Genomic DNA, 22987 nt, shown 5'->3' on the forward strand with positions numbered 1-22987 from the left:
CCCAGGCCAAGCGCTGCGCCCGGTGTCAGCGTTACGGCGCTGTAACGCCGGCCCGCGACAGGCTTCGCTACTGCGCCGGCACACGCTGCCCGGCGAGGTCACTCGGCGCCGTGCACGACCTGACGGCGGATCGCGTCCACGACGCGCTGAACGGTCTTCGTCCGCAGCTTGCCCCATCGAAAGCGCTCCAGGTATGGCTGGTCACCAGGCTCCGGCCTGCTGGCGGGTCGGGACGTTGAGCCGGTTGAAGGCGTTGGTCATCGCGATGCTCAACAGCAGCGCGGCCAGTTCCTTCTGGTCGAAGTGCGTGGCGGCCTGGTCCCACACCTGGTCCGACACCGGATCCGGCCGGTCGGCGAGCCGAGTCACGGCCTCGGTCAGGGCCAGCGCGGCGCGTTCCTCGTCGCTGAAGTAGGGCGTCTCGCGCCACGCGGCGACGGTGTGCGTCTGGTCTGGCGTGACACCGTGCTGGCGGGCCTGGTGGGTGCCGCCGGCCACACACGGAGCGCAGCCGTTGATCTGGCTGGCCCGCAGATGGCTCAGCGCCAGCAGCTTGCCGTCCAATCCGGCACCGGCGATGGCCTTGTTGAGGGCCATCAGGGCCTCCATGGCCTCGGGGATCAGGACCGCCGGGTTCGGCATGCGCTCGGTCGACATCGCGTCTCCTTGGTCGTTCATGGTTCCGACAGGAGTCATCCGAGCACCCGAGGTCCGACGCCCGCACCGACGGTGGGACACCGTGGGACACCCACAATCGGGTTGAGCTGCCGCGACACCCAGCTGATGCGATCCGGTGGGGCGGGACAGGTACGGTGTTGCGCGTGTCGGGGCCGCAAGAGCGACTGGTGGCTCAGCTCGCCGGAGTCAAGGAGCTGAGCGGCCTCAGCCTGCGCGCACTTGCGAGACAGGCGGGCTTGAGCAGCTCCTCGCTGTCCCGATACTTGACCGGTCGGCTCGTGCCGCCGTGGGAGGCCGTCGTGGCGCTGTGCCGGGTCGTGGGGCGCGATCCCCGGCCACTGCGCGCGGCCTGGGCCGAGGCGGCCAAGGCCGGCGCGGCGCCCGCCCCACGCCGCAACGACCTGCCGGCCGACCTGTTCGACTTCACCGGACGGGAGACCGAGTCCGCGCTGGTCGAGGAGCTGCTGCGGACCGTCGGCGCGGTCGCGATCGACGGCATGGCGGGCGTCGGCAAGACCAGCCTCGCCGTACGCGTGGCCCATCGGCTCGCCCCGGCGTTTCCGGACGGCGGCCTCTACCTCGACCTCCACGGTTTCACCCCGGGCCAGGAGCCGGTGGAACCGCAGGTCGCGCTGGGCCGGCTGCTGGGCGCACTGGAGATCACGCACCTGCCCGCCGGTGCCGCCGAACGCGCGGCGCTCTGGCGCTCGGAGCTGTCCCGTCGGCGGGCGCTCGTCGTGCTCGACAACGCGGTCGACGCGGACCAGGTGCGCCCGCTGCTGCCCGGCACGGGTAAGTCCGCGGTTCTGATCACCAGCCGCCACCGGCTGGTCAGCCTGGACGGGGCACCGCCGGTGTCCCTGGAGCCCCTGGCCGACGCCGACGCGGCGCACCTGTTCGGCAGAGCCGCCGGCCTGACACACACCGACGAGGAGGCGGTCGGTCAGGTGCTGCGCCAGTGCGGCGGCCTTCCGCTGGCGCTGCGGATGGCGGGCGCTCGCCTGCGTCACCGCCCGGGCTGGACGGTGGCGGTGCTAGCCGAGCGGCTGAACGACACACCCGGCCGCTTCGACTCTGTCTTCGGCATGTCACTTCAGCAGCTCGGCGCGGTGCAGCGCCGCGTGTTCCGGCTGCTGGGCGTGCTGCCGGGCGTCGACTTCGACGCGGCGGCGGCGGGCGCGCTCACCGAGATGCCGGCGGGCCGTATCGGTGCGGTGCTGGAGGAACTGGTCGACGCCCACCTGGTCCAGGAGCTGTCGCCCGGTCGGTATCGGATGCACGATCTCATCCGGCGGTACGCGGCGGAGCTCGCCGCAGCGGAGGAGCCGCAGGCCAACGCCGCACTGCGTCGGGTACTGAATCACTATCTGGCGCAGGCCCTCGCCCACGACCGCACGCTGCCCTCGCCGTACCGCAGGCAACCCTCGCCGGGTGATCCGGCGCAGGCCATGGCCTGGTTCGACCTTGAGTACGTCAACCTGGTCGCCTGTTTCGATGCCGCCGCGCGGCTCGGCGCGGACGAGGTGGTGGCCGACCTGCCGCAGGCCATGCGGGTCTGGTTCTTCCGACACCGCGGCACCGACGACCAGGCACGCCTGCTGGAAACCGCGGCGGACACCGCGGCACGTCTCGGCCGGCACCAACAGCGGGCTGCGCTGCTCGCGGACCTCGGCTACGCCCGAGCCGTGGCCGGGCGCCTCACCGAGGCTCTGCTGGCCTATGAGTCGGCCGAGCAGTCCGGGCCGGACGACGACCTCGCGGCCGGTCTGGCTCTGCGGATCGGTCTGGTACGCCGGGATCTCGGCGACCTGGAGGCGGCACAGGCGCACCTGCGGCGGGCACGGCACCTGTTCGAGAAGATCGGGCACCCTGCTGGCCAGTCCCAGGCGTTGGCCTTCGACGGCTGGGTGACGCTTCTCCTCGGGTGCCACCGCGAAGCGGCCGAACTCGCCCGGGCCTCGGTCGCGGTGGCCGACGGGCCTGCTCGCATCACCGGGCTGGTGACTCTCGGTGTCGCGCTAGCGTCGCAGGACCCGGCAACGTCGCTGCGGGCGCTGCAGGACGCGCTGCAGTTGTCGGAACAGCACAATCTGCAGCACAACCAGGCGTGGTGCCATAACTATCTGGGTGTCGCGCTGCGCATCATGGGTTCGCCCGACAAGGCGCTCGAACACCACCGACGCGCCTTCGAGCTGCTGGAACCCCTGGCCGAGATTCAGATGGAGATCGACTTCCTGCACACCTTCGCCGAGACGTGCCGGGCGGCAGGTCGCTACGACGAGGCGCTGACGCTGCTGGAGCGCACCATCACGATCGCGACTGAGCTGGGCCGGCCGTACGACGAGAGGCTCGCGCGGGCGGCGCGGGAGGTCGTGGTGGCGAACGCGGCCGGCGGCAGCGAGGCGTAGCACGGGAACCTCAGCGGCCGAGGGCGCGAGCTGAGCGACCCAACGGCGCGAGCCGGGCGAGCTGAGCTACCCGGACAGCATCACCGCGCAGACCTGGCTCCGATGGGCCGTCCCAGCCCACGGCCACGGTACGAAACCTCGTTTGCGCAGCTCATCCGCGTCCCGCGTGTCCCACGGTGTCCCGCAGACGGCGCGCACCCCGACACCGCGGTGGTCGGATATCCCCTGTCAGCGGCACGCAACACAGCCCACGCACAGCAAGGGGAACAGTCATGGACTCGCACACCGGTGTGAACCTGCCCAACGCCAAGAACATTCAGCCGGCCGGAAGGCGGGAATCGTGGTGGCGCAGCAACGGCGCCCTCTGGGCTCTTCAAATACTGTGGGGATTCTTCTTCGCCGGCAGCGGCTTCGGCAAGGTGCTGCTGCTCGACGGCGACCTGTACGCGGCGGCACCCCGGGCCGTGGCGTGGTACGCCGCGGTGCCGCAGTCGCTGATCGTCTTCGCCGGCATCTGTGAGGTGCTCGGAGGCATCGGCCTGACCCTGCCGGCCCTGACCAGGGTGAAGCCGGGGCTGACCCCGCTCGCGGCAGCGGGCCTGGCGCTGACCATGTTGCTGGCGACCGCCTTCCACATCATCCGCGGCGAGTACGCGCTGACGCTCGTCACCATCGCGCTCGGGGGAGTCGCGGCGTTCATCGCGGTCGGACGGTCAGCGTTGCGGCCGATCGCGCCCGCGCCCCTCACCACCTCGCGCGCGACCATGTCGCTCGTGGTCCTCGGTGTGCTGGCCGCAGCGGTGTTCGCTCCGACGTGGTACTCCATGACCCACGCCAATTTCTGAGTGGGTATGCCCGCCACACCGCGGACGTGGGTCCGCCCTGGGTCTCCGCCGGGATGTGCGCCATGATCTTGTCCAGCAGGTGCCCGCCGAATGCATTGTCGGTGACGACGCCGCGGTGACCACCGCCGCGATGATCAATCCAGTGCTCCCACGGCCAGGCCCCGCATCTGGTCAGCAGAAGCCCCACACGGACAGCACCGTCCCACAGCTCAGCAGCAGTCAAGGCCGCAACCGGCGTCTACGCTGGTTGCGGCCTTGATCGTCAAGTGCGCCGGAAGCAGTCTAGGCAAGCGTCAATAGGCGAGGATTCTGCCGATTTCGACAACGACGGCCGCACTGGCTTCCCGCACCCGCCGGACCGCATCGTAATTGTGGTGCGGCTTGGCCGGCCTCGTCGATCAACAGCCAGCCGAATGCCTCGCGGCCGAGCCGGCCAAGTAGCCGCTCGACGGAGGCGACGGTGGTGGATACGGCTGGGACGACGAGGAACCGCGACTACCACGCCGCGCGTAGTGAAGGTTCGGGCACGTCGTTGGGTGAGGCTCGCGGCTGGTCCGTGCGGGGCTGTTTCAGGCGATGCCGGCTGTGATCAGTTGTTGCCAGATCTCGCCCTGGTCGATGACCTGGACGCCGTTTCTCTCAGCTTTGGTGAGTTTGCTGGCGCCGACGTCGGCGCCCGTGATGAGAAGGTCGGTGTTCGCCGAGACTGAGGATGCGGTGGTGGCGCCGGCTTTCTCGCAGAGTCGTTGGAAGGTGGGCCGGGGGACCTTCTCGCCGGAGCGGGGGTCGCTGATCGTGCCGGTGATCACCACGGTTTTGCCGGTCAGCGGGGCGTTGGAGGCGATGACGGGTGGGAGGTCCTCGATGCGCACGTCCAGGGAGACCCCATGCTGCCGCAGCCGCATCAGCTCGGGCCGCAGTCGGGTGAGGTGTTCGATCAGGGACGCGGCGACCTTCGGGCCGATGTCGTCAACGGCCACGAGTCGTTCCTCGCCTGCGTCGGCGACATCTTCGAGTGAACCGAACCCGGCGCGGCAGAGCCGTGTGGCGGTGCCTTCAGAGGCCATGGGGATCGCGAGCCCGATCAGTGCCCTGCGCAATCCCACCTGGCGGCTGGCGTTGATCGAATCGATCATGCGGGTGGCGGAGACCTCACCGATGCGGTCGAACGCCAGCAGCGTGTCCTTGGTCAGGCGGTAGAAGTCCGACGGATGTTCGAGGATGCCGGCCTCGGCGAGACGTTCGATCCACACCGGGCCGACGGCCTCGATGTCCGCCGCCGCCCGTGACGCCCAGTGGACCAACCGCCGCACGGTCTGTGCGGGGCAGCCGACGTTGGTGCAGTACAGCTCGCGGCTGCTGCCCTGCTCGATCAGCGGTTGTCGACAGGACGGGCACACGGTTGGGGGCACGATCTCCCGTTCCGCGCCCGTGCGTCTCGACTCGTCGAGCACGCCTGCGACGAACGGGATCACGTCGCCGGCGCGGCGTACCAGCACCGTGTCCCCGATCTTGATGCCGCGCGCGCGGATCACCTCCTGGTTGGCCAGTGTCGCGCGGGTGACCGTCGTCCCGCCGACGAACACCGGCTTCAGATGGGCGACCGGGGCGATCTTGCCGGTTTTGCCGACGTCCCAGACGACATCGGACAGCACGGTGGTCTTCTCCTCGGCGGCGAACTTGAACGCCAACGCGCCGCGGGGCGAGCTCGACCGAGTCCCGGCGGCCGCGTAGGCGTCGCGGTTGGCCAGCCTCAGCACTGCGCCGTCCAGGTCGTAGTCGAGGTCGTTGCGTTGCTCCTCGATCGCTGCGATCACCGCCTGCGCTTCCTCGGCGGTGGCGCAGTGCGTCATGTCGGCGACGGTGAACCCCAGCGTCCGCAGCCCGTCCTCTAGATCGGCCCCGGCGCCACCGGGATCGGAGGTGTCCAGGTCGAAGGCGAAGAACCGCAACCGCCGTTCGGCCACCACGACCGGGTCCTTCGCCCGCAGGGTGCCCGCGGCGGCGTTGCGCGGGTTGATCAGCGGCCGATCCGGGTGTGCGGTGTTGTAGGCGGCGAACGTGGAGCGCAGCATGACCGCCTCGCCGCGCACCTCAACCCGGCCCGGCGCGTCGAGGTACTCCGGCACCCCGTCGGCCAGTGCCCGTACAAGGACGGTCACGTCGTCGCCCGTCGTCCCGTCCCCTCGGGTGATCGCCCGAGCCAGCTGCCCGTTCTCGTAAACCAGAGCCAGCGACAGCCCGTCCAGCTTCGGCATGACCACTACCGGCTGGCCCGGGAAGCGGGCGAAGAACGCCTCGACCTGCTCGGGCCGGGTCGCCTTCTCCAGCGACAGCATCGGTCGCGAGTGCCGGATCGGCGCGTGCAGGACCGCGGGCGAGCCCACCTGATCCAGCGGGTTCGGGTCGGGCGCCCACTCCGGGTGCGCGTCGACCAGCCCCCGAAACTCGTCCTCGATCGCGTCGTACTCGACATCCGCCACCAGCGGCGAACCCCGGTAGTACGCATCACGCAGCACCGTGATCTGGTCGGCGAGTTCCTGGATCCGTTCTCGAGCGTTCACGGCACACAAGCTACCCATGCCCACCGACACTCCACCGCCCGCAAACCGGGACGCATGTACCAGGACCACCGCGGTCGGCCCGACCGCCGGCTCGCCGAGGTGGCCTGTCCGATCACGTGCTGGACATGCCCGATGTTGGTTCGGCAATCACTTCTCGCTCATCGCGCCGCGGCGTACGGGTGGACCTGTGGGCGCCGCAGTTGGGCGGGAGGTTCGAGGCACGGGAACCCATCGCTGTCCAGTCCGTTTTCCAGGCCCGCCCTCCGGACCGCGACGCGATCGACAACGACATCGAGATCGTGGGCAACGCCGAACACGTGCTCGTTTACGCCCCGCCGATCGGCGCCGAAGGGATCCGCTGGCGCGACTTCCAAGACTGGTGGAACGCCATCCGCCGGTTGGACAGCGATGAGCAAGCCAAGACCCAGCCGTATCGGCGACTGCGGCAGAGCCTGCCCGCCAACTCCCCGCCTCAGCAGCGGTCAGCCGGAGTAGCAGCAACACAGGCCCCGGCGCGTCGGTGGCGAACTCCCTGAAGGTGCTCCTGGCCCGCGCGGCTTCATGGCGGCACAGGTACTTGGTCGTTCAGCTCGGTGAAGGGCACGTCCCGGCGGCGGCCTGCTCTGCGCTCGGCAACTCCCCGACACTGACCCCGACCGGCGGGGCGCTATCGCAGTGCAGTAAGGATGTTGACAGTCGCGGGTAATTCCTGATCGACGTATTCACATGCCTCAGGCGGGCTGGCAGGGTCGGGTCACGGCGCACTGTCCGTGCGTTCAGCTCGACATGGGGGAGTTCATGTGAGAACAGGTCGATCCATCGGCGCGGTCCTCCTCGCTGCCGCAAGCACCATCGTTGTCGCCCTCACCTCCACCGCCCAGGCTGTCGCCGCCCCGCCGGCACCTGGTCGGGACGGGGTGGTGGTCTCGGTGCAGAAGAACCGCGACGGCACGATGACCGAAACCGCCTACACGCCCGCGCCGGGCGTTACCGCCAAGGATCTCGCTGCGCGGCTGACGGCACGGGGGGTGCCGAACGTCAGAGTCGCCGACGAACCGGCGATGACCACGCTCGCCGCGGCCTGCTCGTCCGGGACCGCCCGGAGCTGGCCGTCGTCGGCGACGTGCTTCGTCCGCTGGGCGTACAACGGCTACGCGCGGCCGCAGATCTACTTCATCGACCACTCCGGATCGGCGTGGCCCGTCGGCCGCGCAGTGACCAAGTGGAACGAGACCTCCGGCATCGACTCGGTGTACCGCATCCCGAGCTCCGGCTGCCCGGGCGGCGGAATCCACTGCGTTCACGTCTACAGCGGGAACTACGGTTCCGGCTGGACGGGGCAGACGAGCCGTACCCTCAATGCCGCGGAAACCTACTACGCAGGTGCGACGGTCAAGCTGAACACCTACTACAGCGGCACCGAGGCCGAGCACTGGAATACCGCCTGCCACGAACTCGGGCACGTGCTCGGCCTGGACCACAACACGTCGACCGGTAGCTGCGTGTACGCCTACCGCAGCTCGCAGCGGTATCCGAACGCCGACGACTTCAACCTGTTGGAACGCTACTACTGAGCTGTCGCGTAGGGGCCCGGCCAGATTCGGCCGGGCCCCTCGCCGTCTGCAGGGCGAGCATTGCCGTGCACTTGAAGATCGATCCTTGGTGCTCCTGCGTCATGGCAGAGGCAGTGCAGGCATTGTCAGGGATCAGCACGGTGCGACGCTGACTCGTCGAGCGACTGCAGGCGTACCCGTAACCAGCGGCGGAACCAGTCGATGACCCACTGAGGGGTTCGTGTTGGCGGAGAGCAGTATCGCCTCCAGCGCGAGGAGAGCCGGCACCAGGGGGGTTGGTGCCGGCTTTCCCTCTACGACGGATCGGCTACCAGGCGTCGGCGCCCCGACGCCGGCCCACGCGGCGGCGACCCACCGGCTACATCGCTGGCCGAGGCCTGCCCAGGGCGGGGGCGCCGGCGATTCGAGGCCCACACGAGCCTTGCCGATCTGCCGTGTCAGGCGGCTGAGCTGCGGAAACGCCACCGGAGAGAACTCCGTCGGTAAGATCAACCTATCCCGACTCCCAACGCTTCTTAGGGACCCTCAGGGGTTCTTGCGCAGGGCTGAAGCGGCAGCCTCCCGCAGGCGACGGCAGGCAGGAGAAGGCGGCCGGCTTGTTCGCTCCGGGCCGCGGACCGCCCAAGGGACCGGACACTTTCCCATTTCCCCAGCGGCCCCGGTCACGGAGCATGTCCTGGCGCTACCCTGACCCCGACCGGTGGTGCGTCCTCACCGCTGAACCAGGGAGTTGCCGATGACGGGCGCTGCGGGCTCGGAGGTGGAGGTGCTGGTGGTCGGGGCTGGGCCGACCGGCCTCACCATGGCCGGGCAACTCGCCCGGCACATGGCCTGGCGGGCCGCCGAGGACCGGATGGGTGGTTGAAGATGCGCGTGGCGCTGTTCGTCACCTGCCTCGCCGACACGCTGTTCCCCGAGGCGGCGAAGGCGACCGTACGGCTGTTGGAGCGCCTCGGCCACGAGGTGGTGTTTCCCGCCGACCAGACCTGTTGCGGGCAGATGCACGTGAACACCGGCTACCCGGATGAGGCGGTGCGGCTGGTCCGCCGGCACGTGCGCGTCTTCGCCCCGTACGACGTGGTGGTGGCCCCGTCCGGCTCGTGCGTCGGGTCGGTGCGGCACCAGCACGCGATGGTGGCCCGCCGGGCCGGGGACGAACGGCTGGCCGGCCGGGCCGAGGAGGTGGGCCGGCGCACGTTCGAGCTGTCCGAGTTGCTGGTGGACGTGCTCGGTGTGACCGATGTGCGCGCCTACTTCCCGCACCGGGTGACGTACCACCCGACGTGCCACTCGCTGCGCATGCTCCGGGTCGGGGACAAGCCGCTGCGGCTGCTGCGCGCGGTGCGCGGGCTGGATCTGGTGGAGCTGCCGGAGGCGGAGCAGTGCTGCGGCTTCGGCGGCACGTTCGCGGTGAAGAACGCGGACACGTCGACCGCGATGCTGGCCGACAAGATGCGCAACGTGCTGGCCACCCGCGCCGACGTGTGCACGGCCGGAGACGCGTCGTGCCTGATGCACATCGGTGGTGGCCTGTCGCGGCTGAGGGCGGGGGTGCGGACGGTGCATCTGGCGGAGATCCTGGCCAGTACCGAGGGCGGCGAGACGGTGGGGGAGCGCGAGCGGCTGGGGGTGCGACCGTGACGCGGACCTTTCTGGGCATGCCGGCGACCGCGCCGCGCGGCGTCGGGAACCTGCGCGGTGAGGAGTCGTTCCCGGCGGCGGCCCGGCGGGCCCTGGGGGATGCGCAGCTGCGCCGCAACCTGCGGCACGCCACGACGACGATCCGGGCCAAGTCCGGTGCGGTCATCGCCGAGGTGCCGGACTGGCAACAGTTGCGGGCCGCCGGCTCGGCGATCAAGGCCGACACGATGGCCCGGCTTCCGGAGCTGCTGGAGCAGCTGGAGGCGGCGGTCACCGCGGCGGGCGGCACGGTCCACTGGGCGGCCGACGCGGTGGAGGCGAACCGGATCGTCACCGACCTGGTCCGGGCCGCCGGCGTCGATCGGGTGATGAAGGTCAAGTCGATGGCCACCCAGGAGATCGGTCTCAATGAGGCCCTCGAGGCGGCCGGGATCGCGCCGGTCGAGACGGACCTCGCGGAGCTGATCGTGCAGCTCGGCCGGGACCGGCCCAGCCACATCCTGGTGCCGGCGATCCACCGCAACCGAGCCGAGATCCGGGAGATCTTCCGGCGGGAGATGCCCGGCGTCGACCCCGACCTCACCGACGAACCGGCGGTCCTGGCCGCCGCGGCGCGCCGGCACCTGCGTCAGACCTTCCTCGACACGAAGGTGGCCGTGTCCGGGGCGAACTTCGCCGTCGCGGAGACCGGCACCCTCGCGGTGGTCGAGTCGGAGGGCAACGGGCGGATGTGCCTGACCCTGCCGGACACGCTGATCACCGTGATGGGCATCGAGAAGGTCGTGCCCACCTGGGCCGACCTCGGGGTCTTCCTGCAACTGCTGCCCCGGGCCTCGACCGGGGAGCGGATGAACCCGTACACGTCGATGTGGACCGGGGTCACCCCGGGCGACGGGCCACAGCAGGTGCACCTGGTGCTGCTGGACAACGGCCGCAGTGCCGTGCTCGCCGACGAGGTGGGCCGGCAGGCGCTGCACTGCATCCGCTGCTCCGCCTGCCTCAACGTCTGCCCGGTCTACGAACGCACCGGCGGGCACGCCTACGGCTCGGTGTACCCGGGACCGATCGGGGCGGTACTGTCCCCGCAACTGACCGGGGTCGCCGACAATCCGTCCCTGCCGTACGCGTCGTCGCTCTGCGGCGCCTGCTACGACGCCTGCCCCGTCATGATCAACATTCCGGAGCTGCTGGTCCACCTGCGCGCCCAAGCCCCACACCCGCGCAGCGAAGCGATCGCGATGGCCGCCGCCGCGTACACCATGGACCGCCCCGCGCTGTACGCGGCCGCGCAGCGCGCCGCGGGCCTGGGCCGGATCGCCGGCCCCGCCCTGCCACCACCGCTCAACGGCTGGACCGCCAGCCGGGACCTGCCCGCCGCGCCCCCGCAGACCTTCCGCCGATGGTGGGCCGAGCGGTGAACGGCCGCGAGATCGTCCTCGGCCGGATCCGCGCCGCCCTCGGCGACACCCCGGGGGTGCCGGTCGACGTCCCCCGCGAGTACCGGCCCGCCGGCTCCGCCCCCGCCGACCTCGACCTGCTGGCCCACCGGCTCACCGACTACCGGGCCACCGTGCACCGGTGCGCCGACCGGCAGGTCGCGCAGGTCGTCGACGGGATCCTCGGCGGCCGGCGCGTCGTGATCCCGCCCGGGCTGCCCCGGCACTGGCTGCCCGACACCGTCGACGCGGTGGTCGACGAGAGCCTCACCGCTGCGCAGATCGCCGCCGTCGACGGGGTGGTCACGGCGGCGGCCGTGGCGGTCGCCGAGACCGGCACCATCGTGCTCGACGCCCACCCGGACCAGGGCCGCCGGATCATCACCCTGCTGCCCGACGTGCACGTCTGCGTGCTGCGCACCGACCAGGTCGTGGCCGACGTGCCCAGTGCTCTGGCCCGGTTGGTTCCGCACCGGCCGTTGACCTGGATCAGCGGGCCCTCCGCCACCAGCGACATCGAACTCAACCGGGTAGAGGGTGTCCACGGCCCCCGCAACCTGCACGTGGTGATCACATAGGCAGCGCCCTCGTGTGAGCGGTGGATCGGCCCATCCGGTGCCGTGCCCCCGGTTCACCGCCCTATGGCGACCGCCGCGTTGACCAGGTCGCGGTCCGCGGCGCAGCGCAGGATGCAGTCGGCCAGGTCGGCGCGGGAGATGCTGAGACCGCCGCGGACGTTGCGGTTGACGGCCCGGCGGTACGTGCCCGTGTACGGCCCGTCCGTGAGTCTCGGCGGACGCACGATCGTCCACGCCAGGCCGCTGTCGCGCACGATCGTCTCCGTGCGGCGCATGTCGGCGTAGGAGTGCCGGAGCACCCGGCCCAGGATGGGCTTGAGGAGCAGGCGGGTCAGTGGGCCGTCCCCGTCGGTGACGATGCCACCGGCGGTCACCACGATCAGCCTGCGGGCGCTGCCGCTGTGCATGGCGCGGATGATGCCGGTGACCGCGTCGGCGCGTACGGTCGTCGGCGCACGGACGGCGCCGGGGCCCACCGTGGACACCACCGCGTCGGCATCCTCGACGGCGGGGCCGATCTGAGCCGGGTCGGTGACGTCGGCGCACAGCACGGTCAACAACGGGTGGGACCGGCGCAGCCGGTCCGGATCCCGCACCACGGCGGTCACCTGATGACCCGCCGCGCACGCCTGCTCGACCAGCAGCCGGCCGGTCGCGCCGCTGGCGCCGAACACCGCGAGCTTCATGGGTCAACCCCCTCCGTCGGGCATTGGTCAGGGCGCGTTCCGCGGTCGCGGGGCGGTCAGCCGGCCGGCCTGATCGACGGCCGCGATGACGAGCAGGAACGCGACGACACCGGCGGCCGTCCGGACATAGTTGAAGATGTCCCAACGGTGCAGGATCGCGGCGTGATCGGCGGGAGCCGACGTGACCGCCCACACCTTGATCTGCTGGTTGATGGGCACGTTGCCGAACCGGGTGACCAGGAACGAGGTCAGCGCCATCAGACCCGCCCCGGCCGCGAGCAGCCGTGGCACCCCGCGCGACAGGACGACGAGCAGAACCGAGCTGAGGACCGCCAGCGCCATCATCGTCTGCACCACCGGGCCGTTCATCCTCATCAGGGCGCTGTGGAAGGTCAGCCGTACGTCGAGAGGTACGGCGTGGAACGTCTGTGCGACGTTGACGGCGCCGTAGACGAACGTGCCCGAGAGTGTGCCGGTGGACAACAGGGCGAGCCCTCTGATGATCCGGAGCGGCACGGGAACCTCCGATGGGGACGGCGAGCCATTTACTGAGCGATTACTCGATAAAGATAGCCGACCATGTCCCGACCGGTGGACCAGGAGTGACCGCGGTCACGCCCCGCCCGAGGGTCGGCTCCGCCTAACGGCGGCCGAGGCTCGGCAGGAGCACGTCCACCACCTGCGCGACGCCGGTCAACCGGATGTCCTCGGTGCCGGCGAGACTGCGCAGCATGGCGCGGTGATAGGCGACGCCCGCGAGGATCTGCGCGGTGGACTCCAGGTCGAGACCCTCGGCCAGCCGACCCAGGTCGCGTTCCCTGGCCAGGTACTCCACCACGGGAATGAGCGCGCGGCGCGGGCCGATGTCGTCCGCGGCGCTCCGGTCGGCGAACCTCGCCCGCAACTCGCCGTCGGACTGCACCGCCGCGATGATCGGCGCGATACGCAGATAGAACGCCTCGAGGCTGCCCAGCAGAGCGATCAGGTTGTCCCGCAGGCTGCCACGTCCGGCGCGCTCGTGCAGCTCGGCGACGGCCTCCCCGTACCCCGGGAGGTGACCGCGCACCACCGCCTGAAGCAGGCCGAGCCGGTCGCGAAAGTGGTAGAAGATGCTGGACTCCGCCACCGAAGCGCGGCGTGCGATCTCCTTCGTCGACAGCCGCGCTACCCCGGCCTCGGCGAGAATCGCCTCGGTCGCCTCCAGCACCGCCTCGCGAACTCCCGTGCGCGGGCGACCACGCCCGCGGCCGCGTTCGGTCATCCTGCCATCCTGCCCGCACCCGAACCGGGCACGGCCACCGGGCGCCGGCCCGCCACCAGCGGCTCGTTCGGCGGCTCCGCCCCTCGTGGCGCCGTGCGCAGACGGGAGGCCGTCGGCGGCCGGTCAGGTCGGTGTGGATCGGAGGGTGTCGGCGACCGGGCGGCGGGTGGTGGCCAGGGCGGGGACGGCGGTGAGCGCGGCGACGGTGAGCAGAATCGTGAGCGCCAGGGCGAGCATCCAGGAGCCGGGTGCGTACCGCTGGTCGCCCGGACTGACGACCAGGTACAGCCCGATGCCGGCCGGGACCCCGAGGGCGACGCCGAGTGTCGCGGGAAGGGCCTGCGCCACCGCCATGCCCACGGTCACCTGCGCGGGGGTGGCGCCGAGCGTGCGGGCGACGGCCAGGGGGTGGCGGGCGTCGAGGACCGCGGTCCAGGTGCTCACGATGGCGTTGACGAGCGCGAGGACGCACAGCACGGCGACGACGAGGAGCATGGCCTGAACGGTCCGGGTGCTCTGGGGATTGGCCAGCTCCGACTCGCCGAGCTTGACCTGCCGGTTTTGCGTCAGGCCCATGAGCAGGGCGGCGAGCGCGGTCGTGGTGATCAGGGTGTTCACCATGACGAGGCGGGCCCGGCGGGGGCGACGGGCATTGATGCGTATCCCGATCAGGAGAGCCGTGGGCATTCGGCGGGACAGCCAGACGCGCCACCCGCGGCGCCGGGGTGGCGTGGCGGCGTCGGCCAGCGCGTGGACGGTGTCGGTGGTGGCGGCTCGTAGCACCGGTGCCACCGTCGCCGCGGCGGCGATGGCGAGGGCGAGGGTGGTGCCGGCGACCACGGTACGCAGCGCGGGCGGGTGGGTGCCGGTGGAGCCGAGGAGCCCGGCGCCGGGGTTGGTCAGCGCCGGTGCGGCGAGCCAGCCGGCGGCCAGGCCGGCGCCGGCGGCGGCGAGCCCGATGACGAGGTATTCGGCGAGGTGGACGGCGGCGATCATGGCCGGTCCGGCGCCGACGGCCTTGAGCAGTCCTACCCCGCGGCGTTGGTCGACGACGCGGCCGGCGACGATGTTGGCGACGCCGACCACGGCGAGGGCGGTGAGCAACCAGCTGCCGACCAGCAGGGCCAGGCGCGCCTGCCTGACGAGCTTGCCGTCCGCATCGGCGATCTCCACCCAGCTGGTGTACTCGATCCCGTCGATGCTCTTGTGGACAAACGAGGTGCTGGCCCGCGGGTCCGCGTACTTCAGGTTCAACGTGTACGACAGTGGCCGCGTGCCGGCCAGCGCGCCGATCTGGCTACGGTTGACCCACACCAGGCCGGCGAACTGGGTCAGAGGGCTGCCCGAATCGTAGCGCCAGTCGGCGTGTGGGTAGACGGCCCTTGCGGCGGTGACCGCGGTGCCGACCACCCGCAGCGGGTGACCGCCGATGTCCACGGTCTCGCCGATGCGCACGCCGAGGGCGTCGGCGAAGGCGGGCTCGACGACCACACCGCCCGGGCGTACCCAGGTGCCGGCGGTCACCGCAGGCCGGTCGAGCGCCGCGGGAGCGTTGTCCCGGCCCTGGATGACCGCCGGGACGGTCCTGCCGTGGGCGGTCAGCGTAAGGAAGGCCAACGGGTACGGCCCGCTGTGCGCGGTGACACCGGGCGCGGTGGCCAGCGGCGCGAGGGCGGCCAGAGCCTCGGGACCCGTCGCTCCCGGCATCGCCACCACGTCGGGGCCCGCGGTGGCGGCCCGGGTTCGCTCGTACGGCTGGGCGATGGCATTGTTCAGGGCGAGGCCGAGCGTCAGCATCGCGGTCGCGGCGCCGATCGCGAGCAGCAGCAGTACCGTCTCGGTGCGCCGCCGGCGCAGGTCCCGCACCATCAGCCGGCACACGAGCAGCAGGCGCCCGGCCATCTCAGCGCCACCCGCCGTAGACCGTGCCCGTGCCGCCGGTGGCACCGGTGGTACCGGCGAACCGGCTGTCGTCGGCGAACGCCCCGTCCCGCATGGAGACGACCCGGTCGGCGACCGCGGCGATGCGCGCGTCGTGGGTGACCACCACCAGCGTCTGCCCCGCCGTACGCAGCTCCTCGAACAGCCGCAGCACCTCCAGGGTGGCGGCGCTGTCCAGATTCCCGGTGGGCTCGTCGGCCAGCACGACCAGCGGTTCGTTGCTCAACGCACGGGCGATCGCGACCCGCTGGCGCTGGCCGCCCGACAACGCCGACGGCAGGTGCCTGGCGCGGTCGGCGAGCCCCACCCGGTCCAACAGGCTCATGGCGCGCTGCCGAGCCCGCCGCGGCGACCGTCCGGCCAGCAACGCGGCCAGCTCGACGTTCTCCACGGCGGTCAACTCGTCCATGAGGTGGAACGACTGGAAGACGAAGCCGATGTGCTGCCGCCGCAGCCGGGCCAGGCCACGCTCGCTCATCCCGTCGATCCGGTGCTCGGCCAGCCAGATCTCGCCGTCGGTGGGGCGTTGCAGCCCGCCCAGCAGGTGCAGCAGGGTGGACTTGCCGCAGCCGCTCGGACCCATGATCGCGAGCGTCTGCCCGGCGGGCACCTCCAGGTCGATCTCGTCGACCGCGCGCACGAGGGCGCTTCCCCGGCCGTACCATCTGCTCACCCCGCGTGCCCGTAGCAGCGACGATCCGGTCATGCGGCACCACCGGGCAGGTCCTCGCGGCCCTCGCTCCGCTCGGTCATCGCTGTCCCTTCCAGTCGGTCCGGTCGCGTTCGGTCCACATCCGTTCGCACGCTTCCAGCCACTCCAGGTCGGCCCGTAGCCGCAGCACGACCCCTTCCAGCAACAACCCGACGACCGGATCCACCGACCGCTCCAAGGCAGCCCGCTGGGATTCCCGCAGCCGGCGCAGCACCTCGCGCCGCTGCGCGTCGACCAGGGCCACCGGATCGGCCAGCCGGGCGGCAGCGGCGGCCACCAGCTTGAGGTGGAACTCGCCGAGGTCCGGCTTCGGCCAGCTCACCTCGGCCAGCCACGCGGCGACCCGCTGCTGCCCGGCCGGGCTCAACGCGTAGACCCGGCGGTCGGGCCGGTCCGGCAGTCCCTCGGCCCGCTCCGAGGTCACCAGCCCCGCCTTGGCCAGCCGGCCCAGCGTCACGTAGATCTGCCCGGCGTTCATCGTCTCGCCGAGCGGGCCGAGCGCGGCGCGCAACCGGCTACGCAGCTCATACCCGTATGCCGGCTCCTTCGCCAGCATGGCCAGCACCACGTCCTGCACCCGATACGCCCTCCGTAGATCGACAATAGATAACCGTTATCTACGGCGCTGTCAAACCTTCGGCCCGGCGCAGCGGGCAGGACCGGTCGCCACCAATTGGTGGTTCGGGATCGCCCTCGCGTCGTGCGGCGACCGGCATCAGGCCCGAATGCCGGACGCCTGGATGCCGATCACCACCGATCTGCGGTCAGCACGCGGCGCGGTAGTCCGCCGCCGTGGCCCGCCGCAGCTCCAGCCGCAACGGCGGCTCCGACGGCCGGTCACTGCTGGTGGTCGACCGGGCCACCCCGTCGGCATCGACGACCGTGACGCCGGTCTCGACCGTCAACACGTCGCCGTCCCGCTCCCCGTCGAGCCGGTTCAGGTAACGGCCCGGCCCGTCCCGCACCGGACGGATCTTCAGAGCGAAGCGCGTGCCCCGGAAGTTCAGCGGATCGCCCCACACGTCGTACTCCGTGTGCTGGCCGGCACCGCACACCTCGGCGGTGCCGTCGATGTCCGGGCAGTTGCTGCAGCGACTCGGTGGATCGCCCTTGAGGTGGAGCACGAGGTGCCGTTTGTCGCCGGGCGCCACGGTCACGTCGCCCTGCCAGTAACCGGTCAGCCCGGGCCGCCCCGGCAGCGACACCCAGGGATTGAGCAGCCAGTGCGATCCGTAGATGAGACCGAACCCGATGGCGAGCACACCGATCATCCCGACGATGAGGCGCAGCTTTCCGCCGCGCCGCCGTGACGGTCGCCCGATCGCCATGTCAGCCTCCTCCAGGCCGCCGCACTTGACCCAGGCTGATTGTCAGCCGATCGCGATCACGCGCACTGCCGGGAATGCGGTGGGTCGTCGTTCAGCCGTTCGGGCGTGACGCGATCGCCTGCAGCGACCACCTGTTGCCGTCGGGGTCGCCGAAGTAGACGAAGTTGCCCCATGGCTGCACGTCGACCTCGCTGGCCTCGACGCCGGCGTCGAGCAGTTGCCGGCGCGCCGCCTCGGCGTCGGCGACCACCACCTGGATCTCCTGCGTGCCGGGAGTCTTGTCGGTGATGCCGTCGCCGAGCACGATAGAGCAGGCCGAGCCGGGTGGTGTCAGCTGCACGAACCGCAGGCCCTCGTGCACCCGGTGATCGTGGTCGGCGTTGAAGCCCACCTTCTCGTAGAAGGCCTTGGCGCGGTCGACGTCGGTCACCGGAACGGGGATGAGTTCAATCTTCCAGTCCATGGCCCCACCGTAGGACGTGGCTACGACCTTCCGGGGCCGCCGCACCACCCGAAGGCCCCGAAGTCGGGTCGGCACCCGTACGGCTGGGATGATCGTGGTCATGCGGTTGGAGTCGCGGTGGACGGCAACGTCGGATGACGGGATGGCGCCGGTGAACGGTTCGTTGGCGGTCTATCCCGGTACGTTCGATCCGTTCACCCCGGGGCACCGTGACCTGGTGGCCCGCGCGCGGGTGATGTTCGACCGGATCATCGTGTTGCTGGCGGTGAACCCTGACAAGCGACCGACCGCCGAGGCCGCGGCCAGGGCCGCGCTCGTACGCGACGCCATGCCGGCGGCCTGGGGCAACGTCGAGGTGGACACCTGGACCGGCCTGACCACCGCCTACTGCCTGCGCCGCGGCGCCACGGTCATCGTCCGCGGCCTGCGTACGGCCGCGGACTTCGGCCACGAGTACCAGCTCGCTGCGATGAACGAGCAGCTCGGCGTGCAGACCGTCTGGTTGCCGTCCCGCCCGCAGCTGGCTGCCACGTCGTCCACGGCCGCACGCGCGTACCGCTCGGCGCAGTCGGCCCGTCCGTCGCCGAACGCTGACGAGTAACGCCCGGGGGGGGCACCGGACGGTGGGATGCAGGCTCCTCGGCTACGAGCGGACGCCGGCCGGTTCGCGGTCAGCGGCAGATCCCCGCGTTCCCGTGTGTCGAGATCTCGGCGGGCCGGGAGTCAGAATGGTGTGTGATCAGTCGGGTGGCAGCGGCCGACGTTCGGCTCTTCGATCGCGCCATGGGCCGGTTCGGGGTGGCGGGCGGTGGCCAGGCGTTCCTCGGCAGTCCGGGCGCTCTTGCCTTCGTGGCCTCCGAGGGTGACGAGATCCTCGGATGGTGCTGGGGCTACCACCTGATCCGGCCGGACACCTCCTCGATGCTCTACCTCCATCGACTGGAGGTGGCGCAGGAGCACCGTCGGCGGGGAATCGGTGGGGCACTGCTCCGCGCGTTCCTGTCGGCCGGCGCGGAGGCCGGTGCCAGCAGGATGTTCTTGACGACGGGCGAGGCCAACGCCCCGGCCCGGGCGCTGTACGAGTCGTTCGGCGGTGGTCCGGCCGCACAAGGTCCCACGGTCAGCTACTGGTTCCCCGTGGAGCCGCACGCCACGGCCTCTCCCGTACCGGGCGCCGGAGCCGTCGAGAGATCTGACTGTCGAGCCCTGCTGCTCACCGGCGTCGCCGGGGTGGGAAAGTCGACCGTGGCCGACGCGGTCGGGCGGGTGCTGACCGATGCCGGCCACATCACGGCCGTCGTCGACACCGATCTGTTGGCTCAGTTCGGGCCACCCCCATCGGTGGGCCCTGCCGGCGGACGGGTGTACGACGAGCTCAAGTGCGCCAACCTGGCCTCGGTGTGGGCGAACTTCAGGGCCGCCGGCGCGCGGTTCGTCGTCGTTGCCGCCGGTGTCGAGAGCGTGGCCCAGCGGGAACGGTATTCACAGAGTCTCGCCGACTGTCACCTCAGTGTGGTCAGGTTGACCGCTGATGTCGACACCGTTCGTGACCGGCTGCGCCGGCGGGACGCCGGACCGAAGCTCGAGCGGCACCTGAGGGCGCTGGCCCGGCCCCGGCCCGCACCGGCCGGACCCGCCGTCGAGGACTTCACGATCACGAACGATCGCACCCCCGCTGAGACCGCCGCGGACATTCTCGCCCGAGTGGGGTGGGCGGATCAGATCGACCGTGGCGTCGCCGATCGCGCGTCGACGTATCCGTGATGGCGCCACCGGCTCGAACCTGATGTCCTAGGACGCTATAGAGGGTGTGCGTCCCCGCTCTTGGCGCGCCAGCCCGGCGCTGGACGAGGACCCCGGCGGCGGATGGCAGGATCGGCGCGGTGACGGTCGATGTGGTGCAGCGGGCCTTCGGGTGGATCGAGTCGGTGGCGGTGCCCGCCGACGGTGGTCTGGCGTGGCTGGAGGCGGGCGAACGCTTCGACGACCTGTACGCCGGGACCGCCGGGATCCTGCTCGGCTGCGCCGAGGCCGGGGCTGCCGGTCTGCTGTCCACGTCCGACGGTCCCGTCGAGGCGACGACGGGTGGTGCGGCCACTGCGTCGGGGTCGGCTCTCGACCGGGTCGCGGCCGGAGCCCGGGACCGGCTGGTGCACCTCGCCCGGCATGAGCCGGACGCCGCGACGATGCCGGACGACGGGTTGTTCGGCGGCTGGGCCGGCGTCGCGGTTGCGTTGCGCGCCTGGGCTGCGGTCTCTGCCGACCGGGTCGCCCTCGACGCCGCCGCTGTGGTGACGGCGCGGATCGCCGAACGGCTCCTGCGTCGACCCGTGGACCCGGCCCGGTACTCCGACGTCATCTCCGGCGACGCGGGCATCCTGCTGGCCCTCCTCGACGCCTGCGACGATGGTGCCGACGGTGTCGTGGTGCAGGCCGCCCACCTCCTCGCCGACGGGTTGGTGGGGCTCGCCGAGGACCGACCGGACGGGCTGCACTGGCGCATGCTGGCCGGGCACGAGCGCCTCATGCCCGGCTTCTCCCACGGCACGGCCGGCGTCGCGTACGCCCTCGCCGCCGCCGGCAACACGCTGCACCGCGACGACCTGCTCGACACCGCCGTCCGCGCCGCCGACGGCCTCCTGGCTCTGGGCAGCCACCCCGACGGCTGGGCGTTGCCACTGCTTATCCCGCCCCGCCCGGACCGCCCGCCGGTCAACTTCGGCTGGTGCCACGGCCCCACGGGCACCGTGCGGCTCTTCACCCTCCTCGACACCGTCGACCCGCAGCCCCGCTGGCGGCAGGCCGTCGACGCGTGCCTGGGGGCGCTGCGCGACAGCCGCATCCCACAGCGGCTGTACCCGGGCTACTGGGACAACCTCGCCCGCTGCTGCGGTACCGCCGGCGTCGGGCAGCTGCTGCTCGATCGCTTCCGGGCCACCGCCGACCCCGCCCTGCTCACCTGGGCCAATGTGCTCGCCGCGGACGTCCTCGCCCGCACCGTCCCCACCTCAACCGGCGTCACCTGGTCCAACACCGAGCACACCAGGACCCCGCCGGACCTGCCGCCGGAACCCGGCTTCATGCAGGGCACCGCCGGGATCGTCGGCTGGCTCGCGCGGCTTGCCGCCCCCGCCACGCCGCCCGTCCTGCCCTGGCTCTGACCCGCCATCGGCGGTTCCAATCGATTCCCAACCGTCGCGCCAGGGTGAAGCGGCACAACGACGGAAGGAACGGCATGCGCAACATTCTTGTCACCGGCTCGGTGGACGGCATCGGCCGGCGAGCCGCGGCCCAACTCATCGCCGCGGGGCATCAGGTGGTCCTGCACGCCCGCAACGAGGAGCGGGCGGCGGTCGCCAAGACGGCGCTCCCGGCGGCGGCCGGGATCGCGGTCGGCGATCTGCGCTCGATCGAGGAGACCGGCGCGCTCGCCCGGTCGCTGGCCGCGTTTGGACGCTTCGACACCATCGTGCACAACGCGGGGATCGCCCGGCTGGACGCCCCGGAGCGGGAGCTGACCGGGGACGGGCTGGAGTCGACCTTCCAGGTCAACGTCCTCGCGCCGTACCTGCTGACGGCGCTGCTTGCCCAGCCGGAGCGGCTGGTGTTCGTGTCGTCGGCGATGGCCGCGGACGGCGTGGTCGACCTCGCCGACCTGCAGTACGACACCCGCCCGTGGAACGGGGTCGAGGTGTACTCCACCTCGAAGCTGCTGGACCTGATGCTCGCGGTCGCCGTCGCCCGTCGGTGGCCCGGAACCCTGAGCAACGCGGTCGACCCCGGCTGGGTACGCACCAGGATGGGCGGGGACGCTGCGCCGACGAGCCCCGACGACGCCGCGCGGGCCCAGGTGCGCCTCGCCGTGGGCACCGACGCCGACGTCCTGGTCAGTGGGCACTATTTCAGTCAGCGCGAGTGGCGGCCGTCCCTCTCCAGCATGGACCCGGCACTTTTGGACGAGCTGCTCGCGCGCTGCGGGGAGCTCACCGGCGTGCAACTGCCTGAGGATGCCTCCCGCCAGCACCTTGACGGTTGATCTTCAATGCCGACGGTGGGCGGAGGGACTGGTCCAGGATGTCGCGGTGCAGTTCGGCGAGTTCCGGTCCGGGCTCGACGCCGAGTTCGCCGATGAGGCGGTTCCGCGCCTCGCGCAGCACTGCTAGGGCGTCCCCGCGGCGGCCCGCCCGGTACAACGCCTGCGCCAGCAGCGCCCAAGCCCGCTCCCGCAGCGGGTGTTCGGTGAGGAACGCCCGGAGCTGCGCGACGGCCGTGTCGTCGGCGCCCAGCTCGACCAGGGCGGCCAGACGGTGTTCCCGCGCACCGGTCCGCAGCTCCTGGAGCCGATGCGACTCCGCGAGCACGAAGTCGTGGTCCGCGCAGTCGGCGTACGCCCGTCCCCGCCAGAGTGCGAGCGCCGCGTCGAACCGGGCCAGCGCCGCTTCGGCTTCACCGTCGGCCAGCAGGTCGCGTCCCTGGGCCGCCGCCGTGCTGAACCGGTCGACGTCGAGCGCGCTCGACCCCAACCGCAACGCGTACCCGGCGCCGTCCCGGACGAGCACCCGCCCGGGCTGCCGTGGCGCCCGGTCGGGCTCCAGCGTCCGGCGCAGGACCGACAGGTAGCCCTGCGCGGTGATCCGGGCACTCGGTGGCGGGTCGTGCGGCCACAGGCAATCGACCAGGGCGTCGATCGGCACGTACCGGCCGTCGGCGATGACCAGCCGGCACAGCACCGTACGTGGCGCCGGACCGCCGACGGCCACGGCCCGGCCGTCGTGCCGCACGACGGTCGGGCCGAGCACCCCGACCGTCAGGCCCGCCCGTGCGGCGGAGTCACCGGCAACGCTCACGACAGCCGCCCGTCGTGCCTGGTCG

General features: G+C 71.6%; 23 protein-coding genes. 12 read left to right on the forward strand and 11 right to left on the reverse strand.

Features of this window, described 5'->3' with window-relative positions; genetic code table 11:
• Nucleotides 1-201: 201 nt before the first annotated feature.
• A complete protein-coding gene (locus ABZW14_RS14390; RefSeq protein WP_355345251.1) occupies nucleotides 202-657 on the reverse strand; it encodes a carboxymuconolactone decarboxylase family protein in 456 nt (151 codons plus the stop codon).
• A 188-nt stretch (nucleotides 658-845) separates the two neighbouring features.
• On the opposite strand from ABZW14_RS14390, the gene ABZW14_RS14395 reads away from it, so the two are divergent.
• Both ABZW14_RS14395 and ABZW14_RS14400 read left to right on the forward strand, forming a co-directional pair.
• The gene (locus ABZW14_RS14395; protein WP_355345722.1) at nucleotides 846-3086 is read left to right on the forward strand and encodes a tetratricopeptide repeat protein; all 2241 of its coding nucleotides are present in this window, start codon (nucleotides 846-848) and stop codon (nucleotides 3084-3086) included.
• A gap of 290 nt (nucleotides 3087-3376) precedes the next feature.
• The gene (locus tag ABZW14_RS14400; RefSeq protein ID WP_355345254.1) at nucleotides 3377-3931 is read left to right on the forward strand and encodes a DoxX family protein; all 555 of its coding nucleotides are present in this window, start codon (nucleotides 3377-3379) and stop codon (nucleotides 3929-3931) included.
• Between the two features lie 569 nt (nucleotides 3932-4500).
• Here the strand turns inward: ABZW14_RS14400 and ligA are convergent.
• Nucleotides 4501-6495 (reverse strand): NAD-dependent DNA ligase LigA, encoded by a 1995-nt coding sequence (gene ligA, locus ABZW14_RS14405; RefSeq protein WP_355345257.1) that lies wholly within the window; start codon nucleotides 6493-6495, stop codon nucleotides 4501-4503.
• Between the two features lie 116 nt (nucleotides 6496-6611).
• On the opposite strand from ligA, the gene ABZW14_RS14410 reads away from it, so the two are divergent.
• From ABZW14_RS14410 to ABZW14_RS14435, 6 genes are all read left to right on the forward strand, one after another.
• On the forward strand, nucleotides 6612-7031 hold the full coding sequence (locus ABZW14_RS14410; protein WP_355345260.1) for a hypothetical protein: 420 nt from the start codon (nucleotides 6612-6614) through the stop codon (nucleotides 7029-7031).
• A gap of 393 nt (nucleotides 7032-7424) precedes the next feature.
• The gene (locus tag ABZW14_RS14415; protein ID WP_355345263.1) at nucleotides 7425-8069 is read left to right on the forward strand and encodes a matrixin family metalloprotease; all 645 of its coding nucleotides are present in this window, start codon (nucleotides 7425-7427) and stop codon (nucleotides 8067-8069) included.
• Between the two features lie 736 nt (nucleotides 8070-8805).
• Nucleotides 8806-8934 (forward strand): hypothetical protein, encoded by a 129-nt coding sequence (locus ABZW14_RS14420; protein WP_355345266.1) that lies wholly within the window; start codon nucleotides 8806-8808, stop codon nucleotides 8932-8934.
• A gap of 2 nt (nucleotides 8935-8936) precedes the next feature.
• On the forward strand, nucleotides 8937-9710 hold the full coding sequence (locus tag ABZW14_RS14425; RefSeq protein ID WP_355345269.1) for a (Fe-S)-binding protein: 774 nt from the start codon (nucleotides 8937-8939) through the stop codon (nucleotides 9708-9710).
• A gap of 17 nt (nucleotides 9711-9727) precedes the next feature.
• A complete protein-coding gene (locus tag ABZW14_RS14430) occupies nucleotides 9728-11128 on the forward strand; it encodes a lactate utilization protein B (RefSeq protein ID WP_355345725.1) in 1401 nt (466 codons plus the stop codon).
• On the forward strand, nucleotides 11110-11724 hold the full coding sequence (locus ABZW14_RS14435) for an LUD domain-containing protein (RefSeq protein WP_355345272.1): 615 nt from the start codon (nucleotides 11110-11112) through the stop codon (nucleotides 11722-11724). The genes ABZW14_RS14430 and ABZW14_RS14435 overlap by 19 nt, the downstream gene beginning before the upstream one ends.
• A 53-nt stretch (nucleotides 11725-11777) precedes the next feature.
• Here the strand turns inward: ABZW14_RS14435 and ABZW14_RS14440 are convergent, their stop codons facing one another.
• The 8 genes from ABZW14_RS14440 to ABZW14_RS14475 form a co-directional block, all read right to left on the reverse strand.
• Complete coding sequence (locus tag ABZW14_RS14440; RefSeq protein ID WP_355345275.1) at nucleotides 11778-12410, reverse strand: NAD(P)H-binding protein; 633 nt, start codon at nucleotides 12408-12410, stop codon at nucleotides 11778-11780.
• Nucleotides 12411-12437: 27 nt separating this feature from the next.
• A complete protein-coding gene (locus ABZW14_RS14445; RefSeq protein ID WP_355345278.1) occupies nucleotides 12438-12926 on the reverse strand; it encodes a DUF1772 domain-containing protein in 489 nt (162 codons plus the stop codon).
• A 124-nt stretch (nucleotides 12927-13050) separates the two neighbouring features.
• Nucleotides 13051-13617, reverse strand: coding sequence for a TetR/AcrR family transcriptional regulator (locus ABZW14_RS14450; protein ID WP_355345282.1), 567 nt, complete (start codon nucleotides 13615-13617; stop codon nucleotides 13051-13053).
• Nucleotides 13618-13794: 177 nt separating this feature from the next.
• Nucleotides 13795-15573, reverse strand: a complete 1779-nt coding sequence (locus ABZW14_RS14455) for an FtsX-like permease family protein (RefSeq protein ID WP_355345285.1) — start codon at nucleotides 15571-15573, stop codon at nucleotides 13795-13797.
• 1 nt (nucleotide 15574) lies between these two features.
• The gene (locus tag ABZW14_RS14460) at nucleotides 15575-16285 is read right to left on the reverse strand and encodes an ABC transporter ATP-binding protein (protein WP_355345288.1); all 711 of its coding nucleotides are present in this window, start codon (nucleotides 16283-16285) and stop codon (nucleotides 15575-15577) included.
• A 76-nt stretch (nucleotides 16286-16361) separates the two neighbouring features.
• Complete coding sequence (locus ABZW14_RS14465) at nucleotides 16362-16901, reverse strand: PadR family transcriptional regulator (protein ID WP_355345291.1); 540 nt, start codon at nucleotides 16899-16901, stop codon at nucleotides 16362-16364.
• Between the two features lie 187 nt (nucleotides 16902-17088).
• Entirely contained in the window at nucleotides 17089-17652 is a 564-nt protein-coding gene (locus tag ABZW14_RS14470) for a hypothetical protein (RefSeq protein WP_355345294.1), read from the reverse strand.
• A 91-nt stretch (nucleotides 17653-17743) separates the two neighbouring features.
• Nucleotides 17744-18115, reverse strand: a complete 372-nt coding sequence (locus ABZW14_RS14475; protein WP_355345297.1) for a VOC family protein — start codon at nucleotides 18113-18115, stop codon at nucleotides 17744-17746.
• A gap of 142 nt (nucleotides 18116-18257) precedes the next feature.
• Here ABZW14_RS14475 and coaD point away from each other — a divergent pair, with 142 nt between their 5' ends.
• From coaD to ABZW14_RS14495, 4 genes are all read left to right on the forward strand, one after another.
• A complete protein-coding gene (coaD, locus tag ABZW14_RS14480; RefSeq protein WP_355345300.1) occupies nucleotides 18258-18716 on the forward strand; it encodes a pantetheine-phosphate adenylyltransferase in 459 nt (152 codons plus the stop codon).
• A 146-nt stretch (nucleotides 18717-18862) separates the two neighbouring features.
• Complete coding sequence (locus tag ABZW14_RS14485; RefSeq protein ID WP_355345303.1) at nucleotides 18863-19879, forward strand: GNAT family N-acetyltransferase; 1017 nt, start codon at nucleotides 18863-18865, stop codon at nucleotides 19877-19879.
• 119 nt (nucleotides 19880-19998) lie between these two features.
• The gene (locus tag ABZW14_RS14490; RefSeq protein ID WP_355345306.1) at nucleotides 19999-21276 is read left to right on the forward strand and encodes a lanthionine synthetase LanC family protein; all 1278 of its coding nucleotides are present in this window, start codon (nucleotides 19999-20001) and stop codon (nucleotides 21274-21276) included.
• Between the two features lie 74 nt (nucleotides 21277-21350).
• Nucleotides 21351-22151 carry an SDR family NAD(P)-dependent oxidoreductase gene (locus tag ABZW14_RS14495; RefSeq protein WP_355345309.1) on the forward strand — a complete coding sequence of 267 codons (801 nt, stop codon included), beginning with the start codon at nucleotides 21351-21353 and terminating at the stop codon, nucleotides 22149-22151.
• On the opposite strand, the gene ABZW14_RS14500 is transcribed toward ABZW14_RS14495, so the two are convergent.
• Nucleotides 22099-22962 (reverse strand): AfsR/SARP family transcriptional regulator, encoded by an 864-nt coding sequence (locus ABZW14_RS14500; protein WP_355345312.1) that lies wholly within the window; start codon nucleotides 22960-22962, stop codon nucleotides 22099-22101. The two genes, ABZW14_RS14495 and ABZW14_RS14500, sit on opposite strands and share 53 nt — an antisense overlap.
• Between the last annotated feature and the right edge of the window lie 25 nt (nucleotides 22963-22987).

Source organism: Micromonospora sp. NPDC004551, from assembly GCF_040609975.1.
Lineage (GTDB): Bacteria > Actinomycetota > Actinomycetes > Mycobacteriales > Micromonosporaceae > Micromonospora.